Genomic DNA, 20,235 nt, shown 5'->3' on the forward strand with positions numbered 1-20,235 from the left:
TTCCTCTCCAGGTGGGTTGAACTTGCACAGACAAATCGGAACATCACAGATCCAGTACCAATCGCGTTCCTGCACAGCGCGAGACGCAGGGCAGTAGCGTGCGACCACTGGCGCGCTCGGCGGCCGACAGCACGCTGTCGCGATGCAGGGGCAAACCTTCCAGCACGGCGCTTTCGCAACTGCCGCAGAAACCCTCGCCGCAGGAGGTGCCGATCACCACGCCAACCTCGGCGGCGGCCGCCACGATGCTCTGGCCGGACGACACCGGGCAGCTCACGCCGGAGCGGTGCAATACCAGTTCGAAGACGTGGTCGTCCTGGTCAGTGACATGGTGGATGGCATGGCCTGCGCCAGTGGGCGCGGCGAACCATTCGAAGTGGATATCGTCCTCGCGCCAGCCGGCCTGGCGCGCATGGTCACGCGCCGCCTCGATGAAGGGCGCGGGACCGCATACATACAGCGGGGAAGAGCACGGCACGCCGGCCAGCGCAGCGGCAATGGCGCGTCCGGTCTCGGTGCCATCCAGCCCCAGATGCAGGGACAGGCCCTGCGAACAGGCCGCCAGTTCGTGGAAGAAAGCCGCATGCGCCAGGCCGCGCGCAAAATAATGCAGACGGTGGCGTACACCGCGTGCGGCCATGTCGGCGACCATCGCATGGAGCGGTGTGATACCGATACCGGCGGCCAGCAGCAGCGGAGCACGTTCATCCGCCACCAGAGGAAAGGCATTGACGGGTGCCGATGCAGTGAGCAGGTCACCCTCTTCCACCTGGTCGTGCAGGAAGGCCGAGCCGCCGCGTGAGGCGGCTTCCCTCTTGACGGCGATCACATAACAGTCGCGCTGCTGCGGCGTATTGCACAGCGAATAGCAGCGCTCCAGCCCATCCCGCAGTTGCAGGCGCAGGTGCGCGCCCGCGCTCCAGGACGGCAATGGGGCGCCGTCCACGGATGTCAGTTCGAAGAGGCGGATATCGGCGGCAGCCTGGCGTATGGCCATTACCCGCAAGCGCAGCCTGATGGCGGGCTCGGCAAGGGCGACGCGGTTGAAGCGTTCAGTGACGGCATTCATCGCTCACCTCGCAGAGATGCGGGCGATCCTGAGCGTGGCCGGGAACAGAATAGAGAGAATGAGAAAGAGAAAAGCGCGCGGGCATCGTGCATGGTCTCGTGTCCTATCAAAAGATGGGGACCATCGGTGAGTTCCGATGGCATCACGAGCAATGCCCCGCAGGAAGGTAAGTGTCTGTTTTACCGACCGCTAGCCGCTTCTACTCAATCCATGTCATAGCAAACCGCGTGCCAATGCCGCAAGGCCGGGATCGGCGCGGTATACCCATGTGTTTTGTCCCACACCCATGCAAAAGGGACGGAAAATTCCGTCCCTTGTCGTAGCAAGCCGGCACATCTTGGTGCGCACCGCCTTGATCTGCATCAGACGCGCACCAATAAGAAGCCTGACCTTCAGTTCGTCATGCCACGCCGTGACTCTTGAAGAAGGCCACCACCTTGCTCCAGGCATCCTTGGCGTCGGCCTCGACATAGCTGGGGCGGTAATCGGCATTGAAGGCGTGGCCGGAATTGGCATAGACATGGAATTCCGACTTGTTGCCGGCCTTCTGCAGGGCTTCCTTCATCTGTTCCACAGTCGACACCGGGATGCCCTGGTCCTTGCCGCCATACAGGCCGATGACCGGGGTCTTCAGCGTGGGCGCGATATCGATCGGCTGCTGCGGGAACAGCGCGGTCTTGTCACCCACCAGGCGGCCATACCAGGCGGCACCGGCCTTGACCTTGGGATTGTGGGCGCTGTAGAGCCAGACGATGCGGCCACCCCAGCAGAAGCCGTTGATGCCCAGGCGGCTGGTATCACCGCCATTTTCGCCGGCCCATTTCACGTAGGCGTCGATGTCGCCCATCACCTGGGCATCCGGCACCTTGGAAATGATGTCCTTCTGCAGCTCGGCAATGGAGGTATAGGCCATGGGATTGCCTTGGCGCACGAAGAAGTCCGGTGCGATAGCCAGATAGCCCAGCTTGGCGAAGCGGCGGGCGATATCGGCGATGTGCTCGTGCACGCCAAAGATTTCCGACACCACGATGATGACCGGCAGCCCGGTCTTGCCCTCGGGCTGGGCCCGATAGGCCGGCACGCGCTGGCCGTTGACGTCGATGACGACCTCGCCGGCAGTCAGGCCGCTGGTATCGGTCTTGATCATGGTCTGCGCGCAGACCGGCAGCACGGCGGCGGCAAAGCCGGTGCCCAGGGCAGTCTTCAGGAAGCTACGGCGGTCGGCGCTGCCGGACAGGGTGCTCTGTCCCAGCAGGCTGTGGAAATCATTGCGAAGGTCGTTCATCGGGGTTCTCCATCTTGGTGGCACGTGGCCTCGTTGTGGTGGACATGATGCAGGGAAGGATCACGGATTTCCTGGCCTCATCCGGAATATCCAGATCCAGAAAAAAGCGGCCCTTGCAGGCCGCTTGCCGGCATCCTCACAGATGCGCTCCGACTTCACCCAAGCCGGAGTCTAACCGCAAACCGGCGCAGGCGTTGGCCCCATCCCGGGGCCATGCTCTACCCGGTTTTCAGCCCTGCACCGCCAGCACCTGGCCACCGGCCGGCAGTTCCGGCGCGCCCGGCGTGACATCGATGACGCGCTCGGCACTCGGCGCCGCATAGGATGACGCCACCCTCGCCTCTGCAGCATCGACACGGAACACGCTGACCAGCTGCTGCAGGCCGGCCGCCTGTTCCTGCAGCGAACGGGCCGCCGCTGCGGCCTGTTCGACCAGCGCCGCATTCTGCTGTGTCATGTCGTCGATCTGGATGATCGCCTCGTTGACCTGTTCGATGCCGCTGCTCTGCTCGCGGTTGGCGTGGGTGATCTCGGTCATCACGTCGGTCACGCGGCGGATGCTGGTGACGATGTCGGTCATGGTGCTGCCGGCCTGTTCCACCAGCTTGCTGCCGTTCTCGACCTTGCCCACGGAGTCGCCGATGAGCACCTTGATTTCCTTGGCCGCCGAGGCCGAGCGCTGGGCCAGCGAGCGCACCTCGGACGCCACCACCGCAAAACCGCGCCCCTGCTCGCCGGCGCGGGCCGCTTCGACCGCTGCATTCAGGGCCAGGATGTTGGTCTGGAAGGCGATGCCATCGATCACGCTGACGATATCGGCCACCTTCTGCGAAGAGGCATTGATGGACTGCATCGTCTCTACCACCTGCGAGACGATGCTGCCACCCTGCACCGCCACATCGGAGGCGGCCAGCGCCAGGTCGTTGGCCTGGTGGGCGTTCTCGGCATTCTGCTTGACGGTGGAATTCAACTGTTCCATCGAGGAAGCAGTCTCTTCCAGGGCGCCGGCCTGCTGCTCGGTACGGCCCGACAGGTCGAGGTTGCCGCGGGCGATTTCGGTGGAGGCGGTGGTGATGGTTTCCGAACCCCGGCGTACTTCGGTGACGATGGCAGCCAGCTTGTCGCGCATGACCCGCATGGCGGCCAGCAGGCTATCGTTGTCGCCGGCACGGGTGTCGATGACCACGGCCAGGTCGCCTTCGGCAATCTGGCCGGCGATCTGCACCGCATAGTCCGGCTCGCCGCCCAGCTTGCGCAGGATCTGGCGGGTCAGCCAGAGTGCCGCGAGAATGGCGGTGACCACGCCGATGGCACTGATCACCAGCATCAGCAGGCGCGCACGCGCATACGCGGTGGCGCTGGCCTCGGCCGCTTCCTTGTTGAGCCGGTCTTCCAGCGCGGCCAGCGCCTTCAGTTCGACCTGCCAGGACTTTTGCACCGGCAGGTATTGTTCCTTCAGGAATTGCGCCAGCTCGTAGGCTTCACGACGTTTGCCGAACTCCACGGCCTCGTTGATCAGCTTTTCGGCATTGGTGGCCTGGGCCTGGATCTTGGGCAGAGCGGCCTTTTCCTCATCGGTGGTGTCAGCCGAATCCATGAAGAGCTGCTGCAGCTTCTGCGCGGCCATCTTGTACTTCAGCGTCTGCGCTTCGATGTACTGCGCCTCGATATCCACGTCCTCGGGCGCGGCCGGCAACATGAGGTTGCGCAGCGAGATGGACCGTTCACCCACGGTCTCCAGCATGTCCTTGACCAGCGTGCTCTCGGGGTTCTTGACCTCCACCACGTGGGTGAAGCGCCCCTGCACCTGGTGCATGTTGAAGATGCCGAAACCGGTCACCAGCACCAGCAACAGCACCACCCACGCAAACCCGAGTCCCAGGCGCGTGCCCACTTTCATTGCTGACTTCATGACGTCTCCTCCAATGTGTTCATCGGAGGCCGGACGGAAGCGTTGGGGGATGGAAAGACCTGCGCCGATGGCGCAGCCCGCATGCGCGGTGCGTGTCGAAAAACCTGGTGCTTGTCCCCTGCCCTTTCCTGCCCAGCCTCTGCTGCACCGGACCTTGGTCCGGCTTCACCCAGTGCGTCGTCCCGTCTTCGAATGCCTGCGGTTGCGACGCCAGTCTTCTATTTTTCTAAGTTCTGATTGCGCCGACTTGTCAGTTCGTCAGCTTGTTGCATTGCCAATTTTTATATCCGGCACCTGCGCCCGATCCGCTTTTCCTGGCGAGGCGGGCGCCGGTTCCACACGACCGGCGGTGATGCGAAACCGCGAACGATGTTGTGCCAGAATCCGGAATTAATGTGAATTAATGTGCTTCGTCCCAATTCTTACCGATTCCTACCTCGGCAAGCAAGGGAACTTTCAGCTCCGCAACATTTTTCATCAATTCGGGCAGCTTTTCACGCACAACGTCCAGCTCCTGTTGCGGAACTTCCAACACCAGTTCATCGTGCACCTGCATGATCATGCGAGTCTGCATGCCGGCGCTCTCCAGCCAGTCCTGCACGGCGATCATGGCCAGCTTGATGAGGTCGGCGGCCGTGCCTTGCATGGGCGCGTTGATCGCCGCCCGTTCCGCACCCTGGCGACGCGGGCCATTGGGCGAATTGATCTCGGGCAGCCACAGGCGACGACCGAACACGGTTTCCACATAGCCGCGCGCCTTGGCCTGCAGGCGGGTTTCGTCCATGTAGCGCTTCACGCCGGAAAAACGCATGAAATACTTGTCGATGTACATCTGCGCCGCCGAGCGCTCGATGCCCAGGTTGCCGGCCAGGCCGAAGGCGCTCATGCCGTAGATCAGGCCGAAGTTGATCACCTTGGCATAACGGCGCTGCTCGGACTCGACCTGCTCGGGCGCGATGCCGAAGATTTCGGCGGCGGTCGCCTTGTGGATGTCTTCGTTGTTGGCGAAGGCCTTCAACATGTTTTCGTCTTCCGAGATATGCGCCATGATGCGCAACTCGATCTGCGAATAGTCGGCCGACACGATCACGCAGCCTTCGGGCGCGACGAAGGCTTCGCGGATGCGGCGGCCTTCGGCGGTGCGGATCGGAATGTTCTGCAGATTGGGATCGTTGGAGGCCAGGCGTCCCGTGACCGCCACGGCCTGCGCATAGTTGGTATGCACGCGCCCGGTGACCGGATTGATCATCTTGGGCAGCTTGTCGGTGTAGGTGGACTTGAGCTTGGACAGGCCGCGATAGTCCAGCAACACCTTGGGCAGCGGATAATCCTCGGCCAGCTTCTGCAGCACTTCTTCGTCGGTGGAAGGCGCGCCGGAAGCGGTCTTCTTCACCACCGGCAACTCCAGCTTGCCGAACAGGATCTCGCCCAGTTGCTTGGGTGAATTCAGGTTGAAGGGCTGGCCGGCCAAGTCATAGGCCTGCTGCTCGATCTCCAGCATGCGGCGCCCGAGGTCGTGCGATTGCTGGCCCAGGCGTTCACTGTCGATGAGCACGCCATTGCGCTCGATCTTCTGCAGCACCACCGAGGTGGGGACTTCGATCTTTTCATAGATGAAGCGCAGCTTGTCGTCATGTTCGATCTGCGGCCACATGTTGCGGTGCAGGGCCAGCGTGACCTCCGCATCCTCGGCCGCATATTCGGTGGCGCGTTCGATGGCCACTTCGTTGAAGCCGATCTGGGAGGCGCCCTTGCCGCACACCTCGGCAAAGGTAATGGTCTTGCGCTCCAGGTGACGTGCCGCCAGGCTGTCCATGTCGTGCGGCCGATGCGATTCGAAGACATAGGATTCCAGCAGCGTGTCGTGCTTCACGCCTGCCAGGCCGATGCCATAGTTGGCGAAGATGTGGCTGTCATATTTCAGGTGCTGGCCCAGCTTGGGCTTGCTGGCGTCTTCCAGCCAGGGCTTGAGTTTTTCCAGCACATGTTCGCGCGACAATTGCGGCGGTGCGTCCTGGTAATTGTGGGCCACCGGGATATACGCGGCGCGGCCCGGCTCCCAGCACAGCGAGATACCGACCAGCTCGGCCTGCATCGCTTCCAGCGAGGTGGTTTCGGTATCGACGGCGGTCAGCTCGGCTGCATTGATGGCGGCGATCCATTGGTCCAGCTGCGCATCGGTGAGTACCGTCTCGTACTCCATCGGCGTGGCCGGGGCGAACAAGCCTCCCTGGGCCGGCGCTTCCAGCGCGGCTGCAGCGACGGCGCCCACCACCGGCGACTTGCCGAGCGCAGCATCGCCGCCTTCGGCCAGTTCACGCAACCAGGTGCGGAAGTTGTAGCGGGTGAAGATGTCCTTGAGGACTTCCTTGTCCTGCGGCTGCATGGTCAGCGATTCGAGAATGGACTTCATGTGCGCCGACAGGTCGCAATCGGTCTTGACCGTCACCAGCACGCGGCCCTGCGGCAGCCAGTCCAGCGCGCGGCGCAGGTTCTCGCCGACCACGCCGCTGATCTTGTCCGCATTGGCCATCACGCCATCCAGCGAATCGTAGGCGGTCAGCCACTTCACGGCAGTCTTGGGGCCGCACTTTTCCACGCCGGGAACGTTGTCGACGGTGTCGCCGATGAGGCTGAGGTAATCGACGATACGGTTGGGCGGCACGCCAAATTTTGCAGTCACGCCGGCAATGTCGAGAACTTCATTACTCATCGTGTTGACCAAGGTAACGTGTTCATCGACCAGCTGGGCCATGTCCTTGTCACCGGTGGAGATGATCGTGTCCAGCCCGGCGGCGGTGGCCTGTACCGACAGGGTACCGATGACGTCGTCGGCCTCGATGCCCTCGACCATCAGGATGGGCCAGCCCAGTGCGCGCACGGCGGCATGGATGGGTTCGATCTGCAATGCCAGGTCTTCCGGCATCGACTTGCGGGTGGCCTTGTAGTCGGGATACAGATCATCACGGAAGGTCTTGCCCTTGGCGTCGAACACACAGGCAACGTAACTTGCGGGATAATCGTTGCGCAGTCGGCGCAGCATATTGATGATGCCGTACAGCGCACCGGTGGGCGCGCCTTCCGCGTTACGCATATCGGGCAGTGCATGGAATGCGCGATAGAGGTAACTGGAACCATCAACTAACAACAAGGTTTTTTGCATATGGAACAGAGAGGAAAGAATGTCCCGCGTCTGCGGGAAGTGGGAGACATCGAACGCGCGACAGCCAAGAAAGCGCGCGAGTCGTGGCATGTACTCACGATTATGGCAGAATTCATTGAATCGACCGAACGTCTCTCCGAGTTGCGTCCTGCCGTTTCCATCTTCGGTTCTGCCCGTATCCGCCCCGACAATCCCCACTATCAACTGTGTGTGGAGATCGCCCGCCTGATCTCGGATGCCGGCTATGCCGTCATTTCCGGCGGTGGTCCCGGCATCATGGAGGCCGCCAACAAGGGCGCCTACGAAGGCGCCTCACCCTCGGTGGGCCTGAACATCGAACTGCCGCACGAACAGCATGGCAATGCCTGGCAGGACATTTCGCTGTCCTTCCGTCATTTCTTCGCGCGCAAGGTCGCCTTCGTCAAGTATGCCGACGCCTATGTGGTCCTGCCCGGCGGCTTCGGCACGCTTGATGAACTCACCGAAGCACTGACCCTGATGCAGACCGGCAAGTCGCGCATGATGCCGGTGATCCTGGTGGGCAGCGAGTTCTGGGCGGGCCTGGTGGACTGGATCAAGACCCGCCTGGTGGACGACGGCATGATCTCGCCCAAGGACGTCAACCTGCTGCAGGTGATCGACGAGCCGGCCGAGGTCCTCGCGGCGATCCAGAAATTCCACGCCGAGAAATCCAAACCGGCCGAGACGCAGCAGGAGGCGGAGCGGCAGAGCGGGATGTATCTCTGATCGGCTGTAGTGCCGGCAGCACTCGCTGCCTCCCCCATTCCACCCAGGCCGGGCCGCAGCAATGCCGCCCGGCCTCTTCATTGCTCCCTCCCGGCCCGCCATCTTTACACCGATAAGTGTAAAAACGTTCACTTTCCAGCACCTTCGTACGATTTAAAAAACATGTCGACAACTTCATGATGCGCGGCACGCAAATGAACTAATTGCACGCCCTCGTCGTCATGCCGGTCACCAAAGCCTACCTTATCCAACTCCTCATCGGCACGCTCTACACGCTCGCGCTGGCAGGAACGCTGATCGCCGCACTGGTCAGCATGCCGGCGATCATTTCACCGGCAATCGGCCAGCAGCTGGGCGTACTGCCCTGGGACCAGAACGCGCCATCCGACACCACGCCACTCTACTGGACCATGGGCATGGTGCTGGTCTGTGCACTGGGCCTGTTCTATCGCACACTGATGCGCGTGGTTGCGCCGGCCAAACCCGCTCTCAAACCCGGTTACCACGCCGTGACCCTGCTCTATCTGCTGGCCATGGCCTACGGGCTGGCCGCCACGGTGACCACCGCGTTCACGCCGCGCTACCGCGACTGTGCCATCTACAGCCAGAAGCTCAACGGTGGCTGGCGCCAGTATCGGGGCCAGCAGTTGCGGGTCGAACTGTGCGGCGCGGGCCCGGCCGAGCAGACCCGACAAGATAAGATCAGGCTGCGCATCTTCGGAGAACGGGGCGAACTGCGCGCCCTGCGGCACTTCACGGTGCAATGGGGACGCGACTTCCCGACCCTGCTGGAATATTCCTCCGACCACCTCAGCTACTTCGATATCAGCGACGAAGACGATTTCACCCGCCTGGTGGCCATGCCACCCACTACGGGCGACTGGATTCATAGCAGGCTCCCGCTGCTGGACTAGCCGCCCGCATGACGCCGCCGGCCGGCAGGAAAGCGGACCCAATGTTGCCTTCCTGATCATTCCCGTGAAGAAACGCAGGGGCCGCACCACGATGGTTTGCTACAATGAAGAAAACAACACCATCTTTTTCCTGCATTTTTCCTGTCGATATCATGAAACCATCCAACGTCTGGTTCCAACAGTCCCTGGCTGCCGCCCTGCTGTGTGCATCGGCCAGCCTGGCTGCACCGCTGGCTCTCGCCCAACCGGCCCCCGCCGGCCTGGCCGCCCAGCCGGCGCCGCCGCCACCCGAACTGGAAAAGCTGGAAGAAGGCGAACCGCCCGCCGTCACCATCCGTAAGCCCGGTGAAGACAGCCGTACCCAGGGCAACAGCATCAAGGAACGCCGCGACCACGGCCAGACCAAGGAAATCGAAGTCAAGTCCGGCCCCAGCACCTATTACGTGCGCCCCAATCCGCAACTGGGCGGCTCCACCCCGGGCGATGCCCAGAGCCCGCCGCCGAGCTCGGCGCAATGGAAGGTCGGCGAGTTCGACTGGGGCGTCAAGAAGCCGCAGGAAGGCGATACCGACAGCAATCCCAAGAAGTAATCGCTTCGCCACGATGGCGGGCCGACCCTGCGGGTTGGCCAGCATCACCCCGGTCGCCCGCCGCGACCGGTCCAGGGACAGCCGGTGCGGCCCATATGCCTCTGCTGTCACGCCAGTCCCGGCGGTGCCGGCAGGCGTAGCTAGGGATCTCGGTATTTCAGCAAGCTTCACATTCTCAATTTCGTCATGGCAGTCTTTACACCGGTCAGTCTGGAACAGCTCTCGGACTGGATCCAACAATTCCCGCTCGGTCGCGCCCGCTCGATCAAGGGCATTTCCTCGGGCATCGAGAACAGCAACTTCTTCATCGGTACCGACAGCGGCCAATACGTGCTGACCCTGTTCGAAAAGCTGCATATCGAACAATTGCCCTTCTACCTGGAACTGATGCGCCACCTGGCGCAGCGCGGCATTCCCGTGCCGGCGCCGGTGGCCAATGACAAGGGGGCCATCGTCACCCTGCTCAACGACAAGCCGGCCGCCATTGTCAGCAAGCTGGAAGGCGAGTCCCAGCTCGACCCGCAACCGGTGCACTGCGCCGCGCTGGGCGACATGCTGGCGCGCATGCACCTGGCGGGCAAGGATTTCAAGATCCTGCAACCCAACCTGCGCGGCCTGGCCTGGTGGCTGGAAACCACGCCCTCGGTGCTGCCCTTCCTGCCGCCCGAACTGGCCCGCCTGCTGGCCGATGAAGTGCAGTACCAGAAGGACTTCGCTGCCACCGCCGATTACCGCGCCCTGCCACGTGGCCCGGTGCATGCCGACCTGTTCCGCAACAATGCGATGTTCGTGGGCGAACGCCTGTCGGGCATCTTCGATTTCTATTTCGCCGGTTGCGACACCTGGCTGTTCGACCTGGCCGTGACCGTCAACGACTGGTGCGTGGACCTCGATACGGGTGCGCTGGACCTGGCCCGTGCCGAAGCCATGCTGACCGCCTACCGCGCCGTGCGTCCGTTCTCGCCAGCCGAAGGCGTGGCCTGGCAACCGATGCTGCGCGCGGCTGCACTGCGCTTCTGGCTGTCGCGCCTGTATGACTTCTACCTGCCGCGTGAAGCAGAGATGCTCACGCCGCATGATCCCACCCACTTCGAACGCATCCTGCGCCTGCGCATCAAGGAAGCGCCGCCGGCGCTGTAACCACTGGAGCTATGGAAAAGATTCCCGCACATACCGGCTGGTCCTGGGTCAAGCAAGGCTTTGCGCTGTTCCGCAAGCAGCCGGCCGAGATCTCCACGCTGTTCCTGGCCTACATGTTTCTGATGCTGGCACTGGGCATCATCCCGGTGCTGGGTCAGATGCTGCCGCTGATCCTGATCCCGCTGTTTTCGATGTCGTTCATGCAAGCCTGTGCGCAGATCGAAAAAGGCGAACGGGTCTACCCCAACCTGCTGCTGGTCGCGTTCCGCAGTCCGGCCCGCAACACCCTGCTCAAGCTGGGTCTGCTCTACCTGCTGGTGGCCACGCTGGTGGTGGCTGCTTCGGCGCTGGCTGACGGCGGTACCTTCTGGAAAGCCATGATGGGGGGCGGACTCTCGACCGAGGAGCTGCAGAATGCCGCCGGCAGCATGCGCATCGCCATGCTGGTGGCGGCCGCCCTGTACGTGCCGGCCGCCATGGCCTTCTGGTACGCGGCGCCGCTGATCATGTGGCAGCAGATGCCGCTCGGCAAGGCGTTGTTCTACAGCTTCTTCGCCGTACGCCGCGCTGGTCGCGCCTTCCTGGTCTACGGCCTGGCCTGGATCGTCATCGCCATCGTCGTCCCGACCGTGATCAGCATGATCATCGCGCTGGTGAGCGGCAGCTTCACGGTGGTGTTCTTCGTCCTGTTGCCGATCTCGATAATGTTGACGGTAGTCATGTACTGTTCGTTCTATCCAACCTACACTAGCGTCTTCGGAAAGCTCCGCAGAGGGTCCGACAGCCCGCATCCCGGAGACAATCCCGCCGCCTGACTCTCATCAGGCAAGACATGCGCCAGGCTGTCGCTGCCTGGCGCCGACGGTTCCACGCGTTCGTCAGGGAGAGACGGACGCTGCCCGCCGCGCCGCTTGCGCCCGCCAGCCGGTCTTTCCACACACAAGGCTAGAACTCATGTCGTCAATAGGCGTGAGATGCGTTCTACTTACACGGGGGTAAAAGATGCGCATGAACATGCCGGTCACCGGCGAGGAGCGCCTGCTCATCGACGGCAAGGCAATCGTTTCCAAGACCGATCTCAAGGGCAACATCACCTACGTCAATCCCTACTTCATCGAAATCAGCGGTTTCGAGGAAGAGGAATTGCTGGGTGCGCCGCAGAACCTGATCCGCCATCCCGACATGCCGGGCGAAGCCTTCGCCGACATGTGGGCCACCATCAAGGGCGGTCTGCCCTGGACCGGGCTGGTCAAGAACCGCAGCAAGAACGGCGACCACTACTGGGTGCGCGCCAACGTCACGCCCATTCGCGAGAGCGGCCAGGTGGTCGGCTACATGTCGGTCCGCACCAAGCCCGAACGCGAGGCCGTGGCCGGCGCCGAAAAGCTGTATGCCAGCATTCGCCGCGGCCAGGCCAAGGGCATCGCCCTGCACCGTGGCGAGGTAGTGCGCACCGGTCTGGCCGGCTGGCTGGGCAAGCTTGCGCGCATGCAGTTGAACACCCGGTTGAACCTGTCCATGGGCCTGATGCTGACCATCCAGATCGCCGTGGTGATCGCCGGCATGGCGGCCCTGCATCAATGGTGGATCAGCGCCCTGGCCGCCGCCTCCGCGCTGATCTCCATCGTGCAGTGGATCGCCTTGCGCAACGCCCTCATCAAGCCCCTGCACCAGGCACTGGAGATCACCCACGCCATCACCGGCGGTGACCTGTCGGTGCGCATCGAAAGCCGCCGCCACGATGAACTGGGCCGCCTGCTGGCCTCGCTGCGGCAGATGAACGTGAACCTGACCGCCATCATCGGCGACGTACGCTCCAACGTGGAAACCATCACCCTGGCCACACGCGAGATCGCCACCGGCAACATGGACCTGTCACGGCGCACCGAAGCGCAGGCCTCCAACCTGGAAGAGACCGCCTCCAGCATGCATCAGCTGGCCGCCACCGTACGCCAGAATGCCGACCATGCCGTACAGGCCAACGACCTGGCCGGTACCGCCTCCTCCATCGCCATGCGCGGCGGCGATGCGGTGGCCAGCACCGGCACCACGATGAACGAGATCAGTGAATCCTCGCGCAAGATCGTGGACATCATCGGCCTGATCGACAGCATCGCCTTCCAGACCAATATCCTGGCGCTCAACGCCGCCGTGGAAGCGGCGCGTGCCGGCGAACAGGGGCGCGGCTTTGCGGTGGTGGCCTCCGAAGTGCGCTCGCTGGCGCAACGCTCGGCAGCGGCGGCCAAGGAAATCAAGCAGCTCATCGATGCCTCGGTGGAAAAGGTCGACGTCGGCAACCGGCAGGTGGAACAGGCCACCAGCACCATGCGCGACATCGTGGCGTCGGTACAGCGCGTCTCCGGCATCATGGGGGAGATCAAGGAAGCCACCCAGCAGCAGAGTGCCGGCATCAACCAGGTGCATGAAGCGATCACCCAGATGGATGCCAGCACCCAACAGAACGCCTCGCTGGTGGAAGAAGCCGCCGCCGCGGCAGGCAGCCTGCAGGAGCAGACGGTGCGGCTGTTGCAGGCGATTTCGGTGTTCAAGTTCAATCGTCGCTGAGTCACTGAATCACTGCATCACCGTATCAAGCAACAGGCCGTTCTTGCCCACCTGGCAGGAACGGCCTGTTGCTTTTCAACGATCGTTTTCTTCAGCCTGCGTCCCCATGCAAGGGCGCAAACGGCGCATAGATGGCGCGATACCGCTGCAAGCGCGCCTGCAAGGCGGCACGCCTGTCCGGGTCCGGCTGGTACTGCGCCTGCCGGGCCGGCTTGCGGCAGACCTCGGCCTCGTCGCCGCCATCGGCCAGCCAGGCCAGGCGCGCCGCACCGAGTGCGCCGCCGGCTTCGCTGCCGACGTGGGTGACAATGCGCACCTCCAGCGCGTCGGCCAGCAACTGTGCCCAATACGGGCTGCGTGCGCCACCCCCTACCAGCGACAATTCGGCCACGTCGGTACCGGCGGCTCGCAGCGCATCCAGGCCATCGACCATGCCGAAGGCCACCCCTTCCAGCACCGCATAACCCAACGCGGCGCGCTGGTGTTCCGGCGTCAGGCCATGGAAGACACCGGTGGCGTAGGGATCGTTGTGGGGCGTGCGCTCGCCGGACAGATAGGGCAGGAACAGCGGCGCATTGTCACGCGCCTCCTGGTCCAGCTGTTCGATCTCGGCCAGCAGGCTCTTCTCGTCCACCGAGCAGAGACGACAGAACCAGCGCAGGCAACTGGCAGCCGAGAGCATCACGCTCATCTGGTGCCAGCGTTGCGGCAGGGTATGGCAGAAGGCATGGATGGCACGTCCCGGATTGGGACGGAAGCGGTCGTTGACCACGAACAGCACGCCCGAGGTCCCTAGCGAAAGAAATCCGTCGCCCGGCTTGACCGCACCGATCCCGACCGCGCTGGCCGCACCGTCACCGGCACCGCCGGCCACGATCACGTCCGTCGCCAGCCCCCAGCGCTGCGCCACGTCCGGCAGCAAGGTGCCGGAGACCGCACTGCCATCGACCAGCGCCGGCATCTGATCGCGTCGCATGCCGGAGGCCGCCAGCAGTTCATCGGACCAGTTGCGACCCTCCACATCCAGCCACAGCGTACCAGCCGCGTCCGAGGGGTCGGAGACCTTGCGTCCGGTCATCTTCAGACGCAGCCAGTCCTTGGGCAGCAGCACGGTGGCAATGCGCGCAAACAGTTGCGGTTCATGACGCGCCACCCACAACAGCTTGGGGGCAGTGAAGCCAGGCATGGCCAGGTTGCCGGCGATGCCGTGCAGGCGCGGTGCGCGGCGCGTGAGTTCGGCGCATTCGGGGGCGCTGCGCGAATCGCTCCAGAGGATGGCCGGGCGCAATACCTGGTCTTCTGCATCCAGCAGCACGGCCCCATGCATCTGTCCTGACAGGCCGATGGCGCGGATGCGGCTGAAACTCTGCTCGCCCAGTTGTGCGCGCAGCTTGGCCACGGTATCGCAGGTGGCCTGCCACCAGTCGGCCGGCGCCTGCTCCGACCAGCGCGGATGCGGGCGCGAGACGTTCAGGGTACTGCCGGCCAGCGCCAGCAGGGCGCCCTGGTCGTCGATGACCACTGCCTTGACCTCCGACGTACCCAGGTCTATCCCAAGATACATGGTGCTCCTCGTTATCGTTATGAATGTGCGGTGTGCTTGCTGCGATGGTGAACGGCAATTCTATGCCGCCTTGGACCGGGTGGTCTGCTTTAGTTTGCCTGCCCCAGCCATTCACGCACGCGTTGTACGGCGGCGCGCACCAGCGCTTCCAGCCGGGCATCGCCGGCCAGTTCACCCCACAGCACCGCATCGGCGCAGAAGGCCCGCACCGGATCGACGGCGGCCAGCATGCTGCGCGCCGCAGCCGGGTCGAAGATGCCGTCCTGGTATTCATACGGCAACTGCCCGGCATTCCAGCGCTGCAGGAACACCAGGAACAGCGCCGGCAACATGGCGGTTGCCTGCGGATCGCGGCCGGCGTTCAGGCTCTCCTGCAACGTCGGCCGGATGAAACCGGGAATCTTGGAATAGCCATCCGCGGCCACACGCTGGTTGGTGTCCTGGATGGCAGGATTGGAGAAGCGCGCCAGGGTGGTATCGCGATAGGCCGCCAGATCGATGGGGCTGGGCGTGAGACAGGGAATCACGTCCTGCGTCACATAGTCGTAGGCCAGCTGGCGGATATCGTCGCGCAGCGTGCCTTCGTGGATGTATTGCAGGCCCACCAGGGTGCCGGCCCAGGCGATGCAGCTATGGCTGGCGTTGAGGATGCGGATCTTGGCCTCTTCATAGGGCAGCACCGATTGCACCATCTCCACGCCCGCCTCTTCCAGGCGCGGGCGGCCGGCCTTGAAGTCATCCTCGATCACCCACTGGATGAAGGACTCGCCCATCAGCGCGCAGGGGTCATCGATACCGGTGGCCTCCTTCACGCGTTGCGCCACGGCCGGCGTGGGACGCGGCGTGATGCGATCGACCATGGCGTTGGGGCAGGTGGTATGCGCCTCCATCCACTGCGCCAGCGCGGTCTCGCCACGCAGCGTCAGGAACTGGCGCAGGCCGTCGCGGAAGCGCTCGCCGTTGTGGCGCAGGTTGTCACAGTTCAGCAGCGTCAGCGCCGCTTGCGGATGGGCCTGGCTGCGCGCCAGCAGGATCGCGGCAATGGCGCCATAGATGGTGCGCGGCGCGCCGCTGCCGTCGAGAGCACAACGCAGGTCGTCGGCCAGGTCGGCATTGGCGGTGTCGAGCCGGTGCTGGTGGTCCAGATAGTAACCGCCTTCGGTGACGGTGAAGGAGATGATGCGGGTGCGTTCTTCGGCACCGGCAGCGATCAGCTGGGTGAGCCTGTCATCCCAGGGCAGGATGCGGCCGATGGAGGCGATGCGCTGGTAGCTGCGCTCGCCCTGGGGCGTGACGGTTTCCAGCGTGTACTGACCTTGCTGGCGTGCCAGCGCCTCCAGCAGCGGGCCCATGTCGGCACGGATATTGGCCAGCGCCAGTTGCCAGCGGCGGTCGGCGCCGCTTTCACGCAGGGCGTTCAGGTAAACCGCCTGGTGGGCGCGATGGAAGGAGCCGGCGCCGATATGCAGCCAGGTCAGGCTGTCGGCGGCGTCCTGCTCGGTGGAGGTGGCGGTGCGGGTCATGCCGTGTCCTTGTCGATGAGGTGAAGAAGGCGAAGGGTTCAATGGGCGCGCTGGGCGCTCACGCTGGAGGCCACACTGGATGCCAGACGCGGCAGGGCCTGGCCGTCGGCGCCGAACAGGTGGCAGCGCGCCGGATCGGCCGCCAGCTGGAGCACGCTGCCGTGCGGTGGATCGAGGCTGTCGGGCACACGCAGGATGAGGGAATCGTCGCTGCCCTCGTAGGCCGCATACAGGTAGGAAAAATCCCCCAGCAGTTCCAGCGCCGTGCAGCGTGCCTGCAGGGCGGCTTGTCCCTGGGCCAGGTTCAGGTGCTCGGGGCGCACGCCCAGCGTGACCTTCTGCCCGACCTGCAGGCTGCTGCCGTCCACCGCGGCCCATTGCAGGCCACCCGCCGCCAGCTGCACCTGCACGCCGTCGCTCTGGATGGCCGCTACCGTGCCATCAATGAAATTCATCTTCGGCGAACCGATGAAGCCGGCCACGAAGCGATTGGCCGGATGGTGATACAGCTGCTGGGGCGAGCCGACCTGCTCGATGCGGCCCTCGGAGAGCACCACGATCTTGTCGGCCAGGGTCATGGCCTCGATCTGGTCGTGGGTCACGTAGATCATGGTGGTCTTGAGGTCGTCATGCAGCTTGGCGAACTCCAGGCGCATCTTCACCCGCAGCGCCGCGTCCAGGTTCGACAGCGGTTCGTCGAACAGGAACACGCTGGGCTGGCGGGTAATGGCGCGGCCGATGGCCACGCGCTGGCGCTGGCCGCCGGAGAGCGCGCGCGGCTTGCGGTCCAGCAGGTGGTCGATATGCAGGATCTTGGCGGCGTGCTGCACGGCGGCATCGATCTCGGCCTTGGACTTGCCGGCGATCTTCAGGCCGAAGGCCATGTTGTCGTACAGGCTCATGTGCGGATACAGCGCATAGGACTGGAACACCATGGCCACCCCGCGCTTGGAGGCCGGCACGTCGTTCATGCGGCGGGTGCCGATGTCGAGGTCGCCATCGCTGATCTCTTCCAGCCCTGCGATCATGCGCAGCAAGGTCGATTTACCGCAGCCGGAAGGACCGACGAAGACGACGAATTCGCCATCCTCGATTTCCAGGTTGATGTCGCGCATGACTTCGTTATCTTCGTACCGCTTGGCCAGGTTCCTGATGCTCACTGCTGCCATGTCTCTCTCCTCGGGGTCTCTTGTAGTGGGTCTATGGATCTGTGTATCTGTGGGCCGCACTTCAGCGCAGCCAGATCAATTCACAGATCAGTTGCGGGAACTGCTTCATGTCCTCGAATACCTGATGCGCGCCGGCCTCGCGCAGGCGCCGGGCCATCGCCTTGCGGTCATGTGCCACGCCGGTGAAGCCCAGCACATGCATGCCGGCCGCCACGGCGGCGCGCACGCCGGTGACGCTGTCGTCGATGGCCACGCAGCGCGCCGGATCAACGCCGAAACCGGCGGCCGCGGCCAGGTACACATCCGGCGCCGGCTTGGGATGGGCCACAGCGTGGCCACTGTAGATACGGCCGGCAAACTGCGGATACAGGCCGCAGCGCTTCAGGCCGGCTTCGATGCGCGGTGCATCGCTGTTGCTGGCCACGGCGCGCGGCAGCCGGATCGCCTGCAGGGCCTCGACGATGCCCGGCACCGGCTGCGCCTGTTCGCTGCAGGCCAGCGCCACGGTGGCGTGGATACGCTCCATCTGCGCCGCCTCCAGGCCCAGTTCGAACTCCAGGTCCACTTCCGAGAGCAGCACATCGGTGTACATGCCCAACCGGTTGGCGATGGCATCGTGCAGCACCTGGCTGCGCTGTTCCTGCAGAGAGGGCGCTTCGTCGACGTCGGGCCAGGCCGGCAGCAGGGGCAGCAGTTCGCGGTGCAATACCCCCAGGGCGATGCTCTCGCTGTCGAGCAGCACGCCGTCGCAGTCGCAGATAAGGTGGGTCACTGCCTGACGCGCCATCATCACTTGACCGCTCCGAAGGTCAGGCCCCGCACCAGTTGCTTCTGCGCCAGCCAGCCCAGCGCCATGATGGGCGCAATCGCCAGCAGCGAGGCGGCCGACAGCTTGGCCCAGAACAAGCCCTCGGGGTTGGAATAGGAGGCGATGAACACCGTCAGCGGCGCTGCGTTGACGCTGGTCAGGTTAAGGCTCCAGAAGGCCTCGTTCCAGGACAGGATGATCAGCAGCAGGGCCGTGGAGGCCAGTCCCGGCATGGCAGTGGGCAGGAGCAGGTAGATCATTTCCTGCCAGGCGTTGGCGCCATCGATGCGGGCCGCTTCCAGGATTTCCTTGGGCACGTCATTGAAGTAGGTGAAGGCCATCCACACCGCGATGGGCAGGTTGATCAGGGTGTAGATGATCGTCAGGCCGCTGACCGTGTCGAGCATGCCGGTGTTCTTGGCCAGCAGGTAGATCGGGATCAGCACGCCCACGGCCGGCATCATCTTGGTCGAAAGCATCCACAGCAGCAGCTTCTGGGTGCGCCCGGTCGGAAAGAAGGCCATCGAGTACGCCGCCGGCACTGCCAGCAGCAGCGACAGCACGGTCGAACCGAGCGAGACGATCAGCGAGTTCTGCACATAGGCCAGGTAGTTGCTGCGGCTGAAGACTTCACGGAAGGTGTCCAGCGTGGGCAGGAACACCAGCGAAGGCGTATAGGCCTGGGCCTCGGTCTTGAAGGCCGTCACCGCCACCCAGAAGATGGGGAAGAACAGCACGATGGCGCAGGCCCAGCCCAGCACGGCCACCCACAGGGGGCTTTTCTTTTGATCGCTCATTTTTCGTTGACTCCCTTGAGGTTCCTGGCCAGCATGCGCACCAGGAAGAACGAGACGATATTGGCCAGCACCACGGCGAAGATGCCGCCAGCCGAAGCGATGCCGATATCGAACTGCTGCAGGCCGATGGCATAGACCAGGAAGGTCAGGTTGGTGGTGGCCGTGCCGGGACCGCCGGCGGTGGTGGTGAAGATCTCGGCAAACACCGAGAGCAGGAAGATGGTCTCGATCATGATCACCACCGTGATGGCGCGCTTCAGGTGCGGCAGCACGATGTAGAAGAAGATGCGCACCGGACCGGCACCATCGAGCTGGGCGGCTTCCTTCTGGTCGCTGTCCAGCGACTGCAGCGCAGTCAGCAGGATCAGGAAGGCGAAGGGAATCCACTGCCAGGCCACGATGATGATGACCGACAGCATCGGATACTCGGCCAGCCAGTCGATCGGTTCGAGCCCCAGGTGCCGCATGACGTAGGCCAGGATGCCGTAGACCGGGTGCATGATCATGTTCTTCCAGATCAGCGCGGCCACGGTGGGCATGACGAAGAAGGGGCCGATCACCAGCAGGCGCGCGATGCCGCGTCCACGGAAAGGCTGGTCGAACAGCACCGCCAGCAGGGTGCCGCCGATGACGCTGATGGCCAGCACCGAACCGATCAGGAGCGCCGTATTGCCGATGGAGGGCCAGAAGGCCGGGTCCTCCAGCAGGAAGACATAGTTTTCCAGTCCGACGAAGCCGGTCTGGTCGGGAGCCATCAGGTTATAGCGATTGACGGAAAAATAGATCGTCATCACCAGCGGCACGATCATCCAGGCCAGCAGGATCAGCACCGAAGGGGCCTGCATCAGACGGATGGGATTGAAGCGTTCCTTGCGCGGAGGACTTTTCTGCCGCGGGCGCGGAAGTGACTTGGATGGACTCTGCATCATGGTGCTCGTGGGCGGCGCGCCGGTGGCGGGCGACGCAGGGGTGGAGTGGATCGTGGGCAT

The 20,235-nt window shown here is 63.8% G+C and carries 15 protein-coding genes and 1 pseudogene; 6 read left to right on the forward strand and 10 right to left on the reverse strand.

Annotated elements, in window-relative coordinates:
• Nucleotides 1–43 precede the first annotated feature (43 nt).
• From I5R65_RS12075 to polA, 4 genes are all read right to left on the reverse strand, one after another.
• The gene (locus tag I5R65_RS12075) at nucleotides 44–1,069 is read right to left on the reverse strand and encodes a PDR/VanB family oxidoreductase (RefSeq protein WP_180667793.1); all 1,026 of its coding nucleotides are present in this window, start codon (nucleotides 1,067–1,069) and stop codon (nucleotides 44–46) included.
• 400 nt (nucleotides 1,070–1,469) lie between these two features.
• The gene (locus I5R65_RS12080; RefSeq protein ID WP_180667795.1) at nucleotides 1,470–2,354 is read right to left on the reverse strand and encodes a dienelactone hydrolase family protein; all 885 of its coding nucleotides are present in this window, start codon (nucleotides 2,352–2,354) and stop codon (nucleotides 1,470–1,472) included.
• A 229-nt stretch (nucleotides 2,355–2,583) separates the two neighbouring features.
• A complete protein-coding gene (locus tag I5R65_RS12085) occupies nucleotides 2,584–4,266 on the reverse strand; it encodes a methyl-accepting chemotaxis protein (RefSeq protein WP_180667797.1) in 1,683 nt (560 codons plus the stop codon).
• A 400-nt stretch (nucleotides 4,267–4,666) separates the two neighbouring features.
• Nucleotides 4,667–7,429, reverse strand: a complete 2,763-nt coding sequence (gene polA / locus I5R65_RS12090; protein WP_180667799.1) for a DNA polymerase I — start codon at nucleotides 7,427–7,429, stop codon at nucleotides 4,667–4,669.
• Here polA and I5R65_RS12095 point away from each other — a divergent pair, their 5' ends adjacent.
• From I5R65_RS12095 to I5R65_RS12120, 6 genes are all read left to right on the forward strand, one after another.
• Nucleotides 7,430–8,176, forward strand: a complete 747-nt coding sequence (locus I5R65_RS12095; protein WP_006463673.1) for a TIGR00730 family Rossman fold protein — start codon at nucleotides 7,430–7,432, stop codon at nucleotides 8,174–8,176. It begins immediately after the preceding gene.
• 203 nt (nucleotides 8,177–8,379) lie between these two features.
• On the forward strand, nucleotides 8,380–9,090 hold the full coding sequence (locus tag I5R65_RS12100; RefSeq protein WP_180667801.1) for a hypothetical protein: 711 nt from the start codon (nucleotides 8,380–8,382) through the stop codon (nucleotides 9,088–9,090).
• 152 nt (nucleotides 9,091–9,242) lie between these two features.
• Nucleotides 9,243–9,680, forward strand: coding sequence for a hypothetical protein (locus tag I5R65_RS12105; RefSeq protein WP_180667802.1), 438 nt, complete (start codon nucleotides 9,243–9,245; stop codon nucleotides 9,678–9,680).
• Between the two features lie 186 nt (nucleotides 9,681–9,866).
• On the forward strand, nucleotides 9,867–10,820 hold the full coding sequence (locus I5R65_RS12110) for a homoserine kinase (protein ID WP_180667804.1): 954 nt from the start codon (nucleotides 9,867–9,869) through the stop codon (nucleotides 10,818–10,820).
• Between the two features lie 11 nt (nucleotides 10,821–10,831).
• Nucleotides 10,832–11,635: a BPSS1780 family membrane protein gene (locus I5R65_RS12115; RefSeq protein ID WP_180667806.1), complete on the forward strand. Its 804-nt coding sequence runs from the start codon at nucleotides 10,832–10,834 to the stop codon at nucleotides 11,633–11,635.
• 187 nt (nucleotides 11,636–11,822) lie between these two features.
• Nucleotides 11,823–13,385 carry a PAS domain-containing methyl-accepting chemotaxis protein gene (locus I5R65_RS12120; RefSeq protein ID WP_180667808.1) on the forward strand — a complete coding sequence of 521 codons (1,563 nt, stop codon included), beginning with the start codon at nucleotides 11,823–11,825 and terminating at the stop codon, nucleotides 13,383–13,385.
• Between the two features lie 91 nt (nucleotides 13,386–13,476).
• Here I5R65_RS12120 and xylB read toward each other — a convergent pair whose 3' ends face one another.
• From xylB to I5R65_RS12150, 6 genes and pseudogenes are all read right to left on the reverse strand, one after another.
• Entirely contained in the window at nucleotides 13,477–14,949 is a 1,473-nt protein-coding gene (xylB, locus tag I5R65_RS12125) for a xylulokinase (protein ID WP_180667810.1), read from the reverse strand.
• A gap of 89 nt (nucleotides 14,950–15,038) precedes the next feature.
• Nucleotides 15,039–16,472, reverse strand: coding sequence for a D-arabinitol 4-dehydrogenase (gene dalD / locus I5R65_RS12130; RefSeq protein WP_180667812.1), 1,434 nt, complete (start codon nucleotides 16,470–16,472; stop codon nucleotides 15,039–15,041).
• 38 nt (nucleotides 16,473–16,510) lie between these two features.
• Nucleotides 16,511–17,641: an ABC transporter ATP-binding protein gene (locus tag I5R65_RS12135; protein ID WP_180667814.1), complete on the reverse strand. Its 1,131-nt coding sequence runs from the start codon at nucleotides 17,639–17,641 to the stop codon at nucleotides 16,511–16,513.
• 61 nt (nucleotides 17,642–17,702) lie between these two features.
• Nucleotides 17,703–18,431 carry an HAD family phosphatase gene (locus I5R65_RS12140; protein WP_180667815.1) on the reverse strand — a complete coding sequence of 243 codons (729 nt, stop codon included), beginning with the start codon at nucleotides 18,429–18,431 and terminating at the stop codon, nucleotides 17,703–17,705.
• Nucleotides 18,431–19,192, reverse strand: a pseudogene (locus tag I5R65_RS12145) (carbohydrate ABC transporter permease); the annotation flags it as partial. The pseudogene I5R65_RS12145 and the gene I5R65_RS12140, both read right to left, overlap by 1 nt.
• A gap of 50 nt (nucleotides 19,193–19,242) precedes the next feature.
• A complete protein-coding gene (locus tag I5R65_RS12150; RefSeq protein WP_039875521.1) occupies nucleotides 19,243–20,235 on the reverse strand; it encodes a carbohydrate ABC transporter permease in 993 nt (330 codons plus the stop codon).

Origin of the sequence: Herbaspirillum sp. AP02 (assembly GCF_015767275.1) — a bacterium.
Lineage (GTDB): Bacteria > Pseudomonadota > Gammaproteobacteria > Burkholderiales > Burkholderiaceae_D > Herbaspirillum.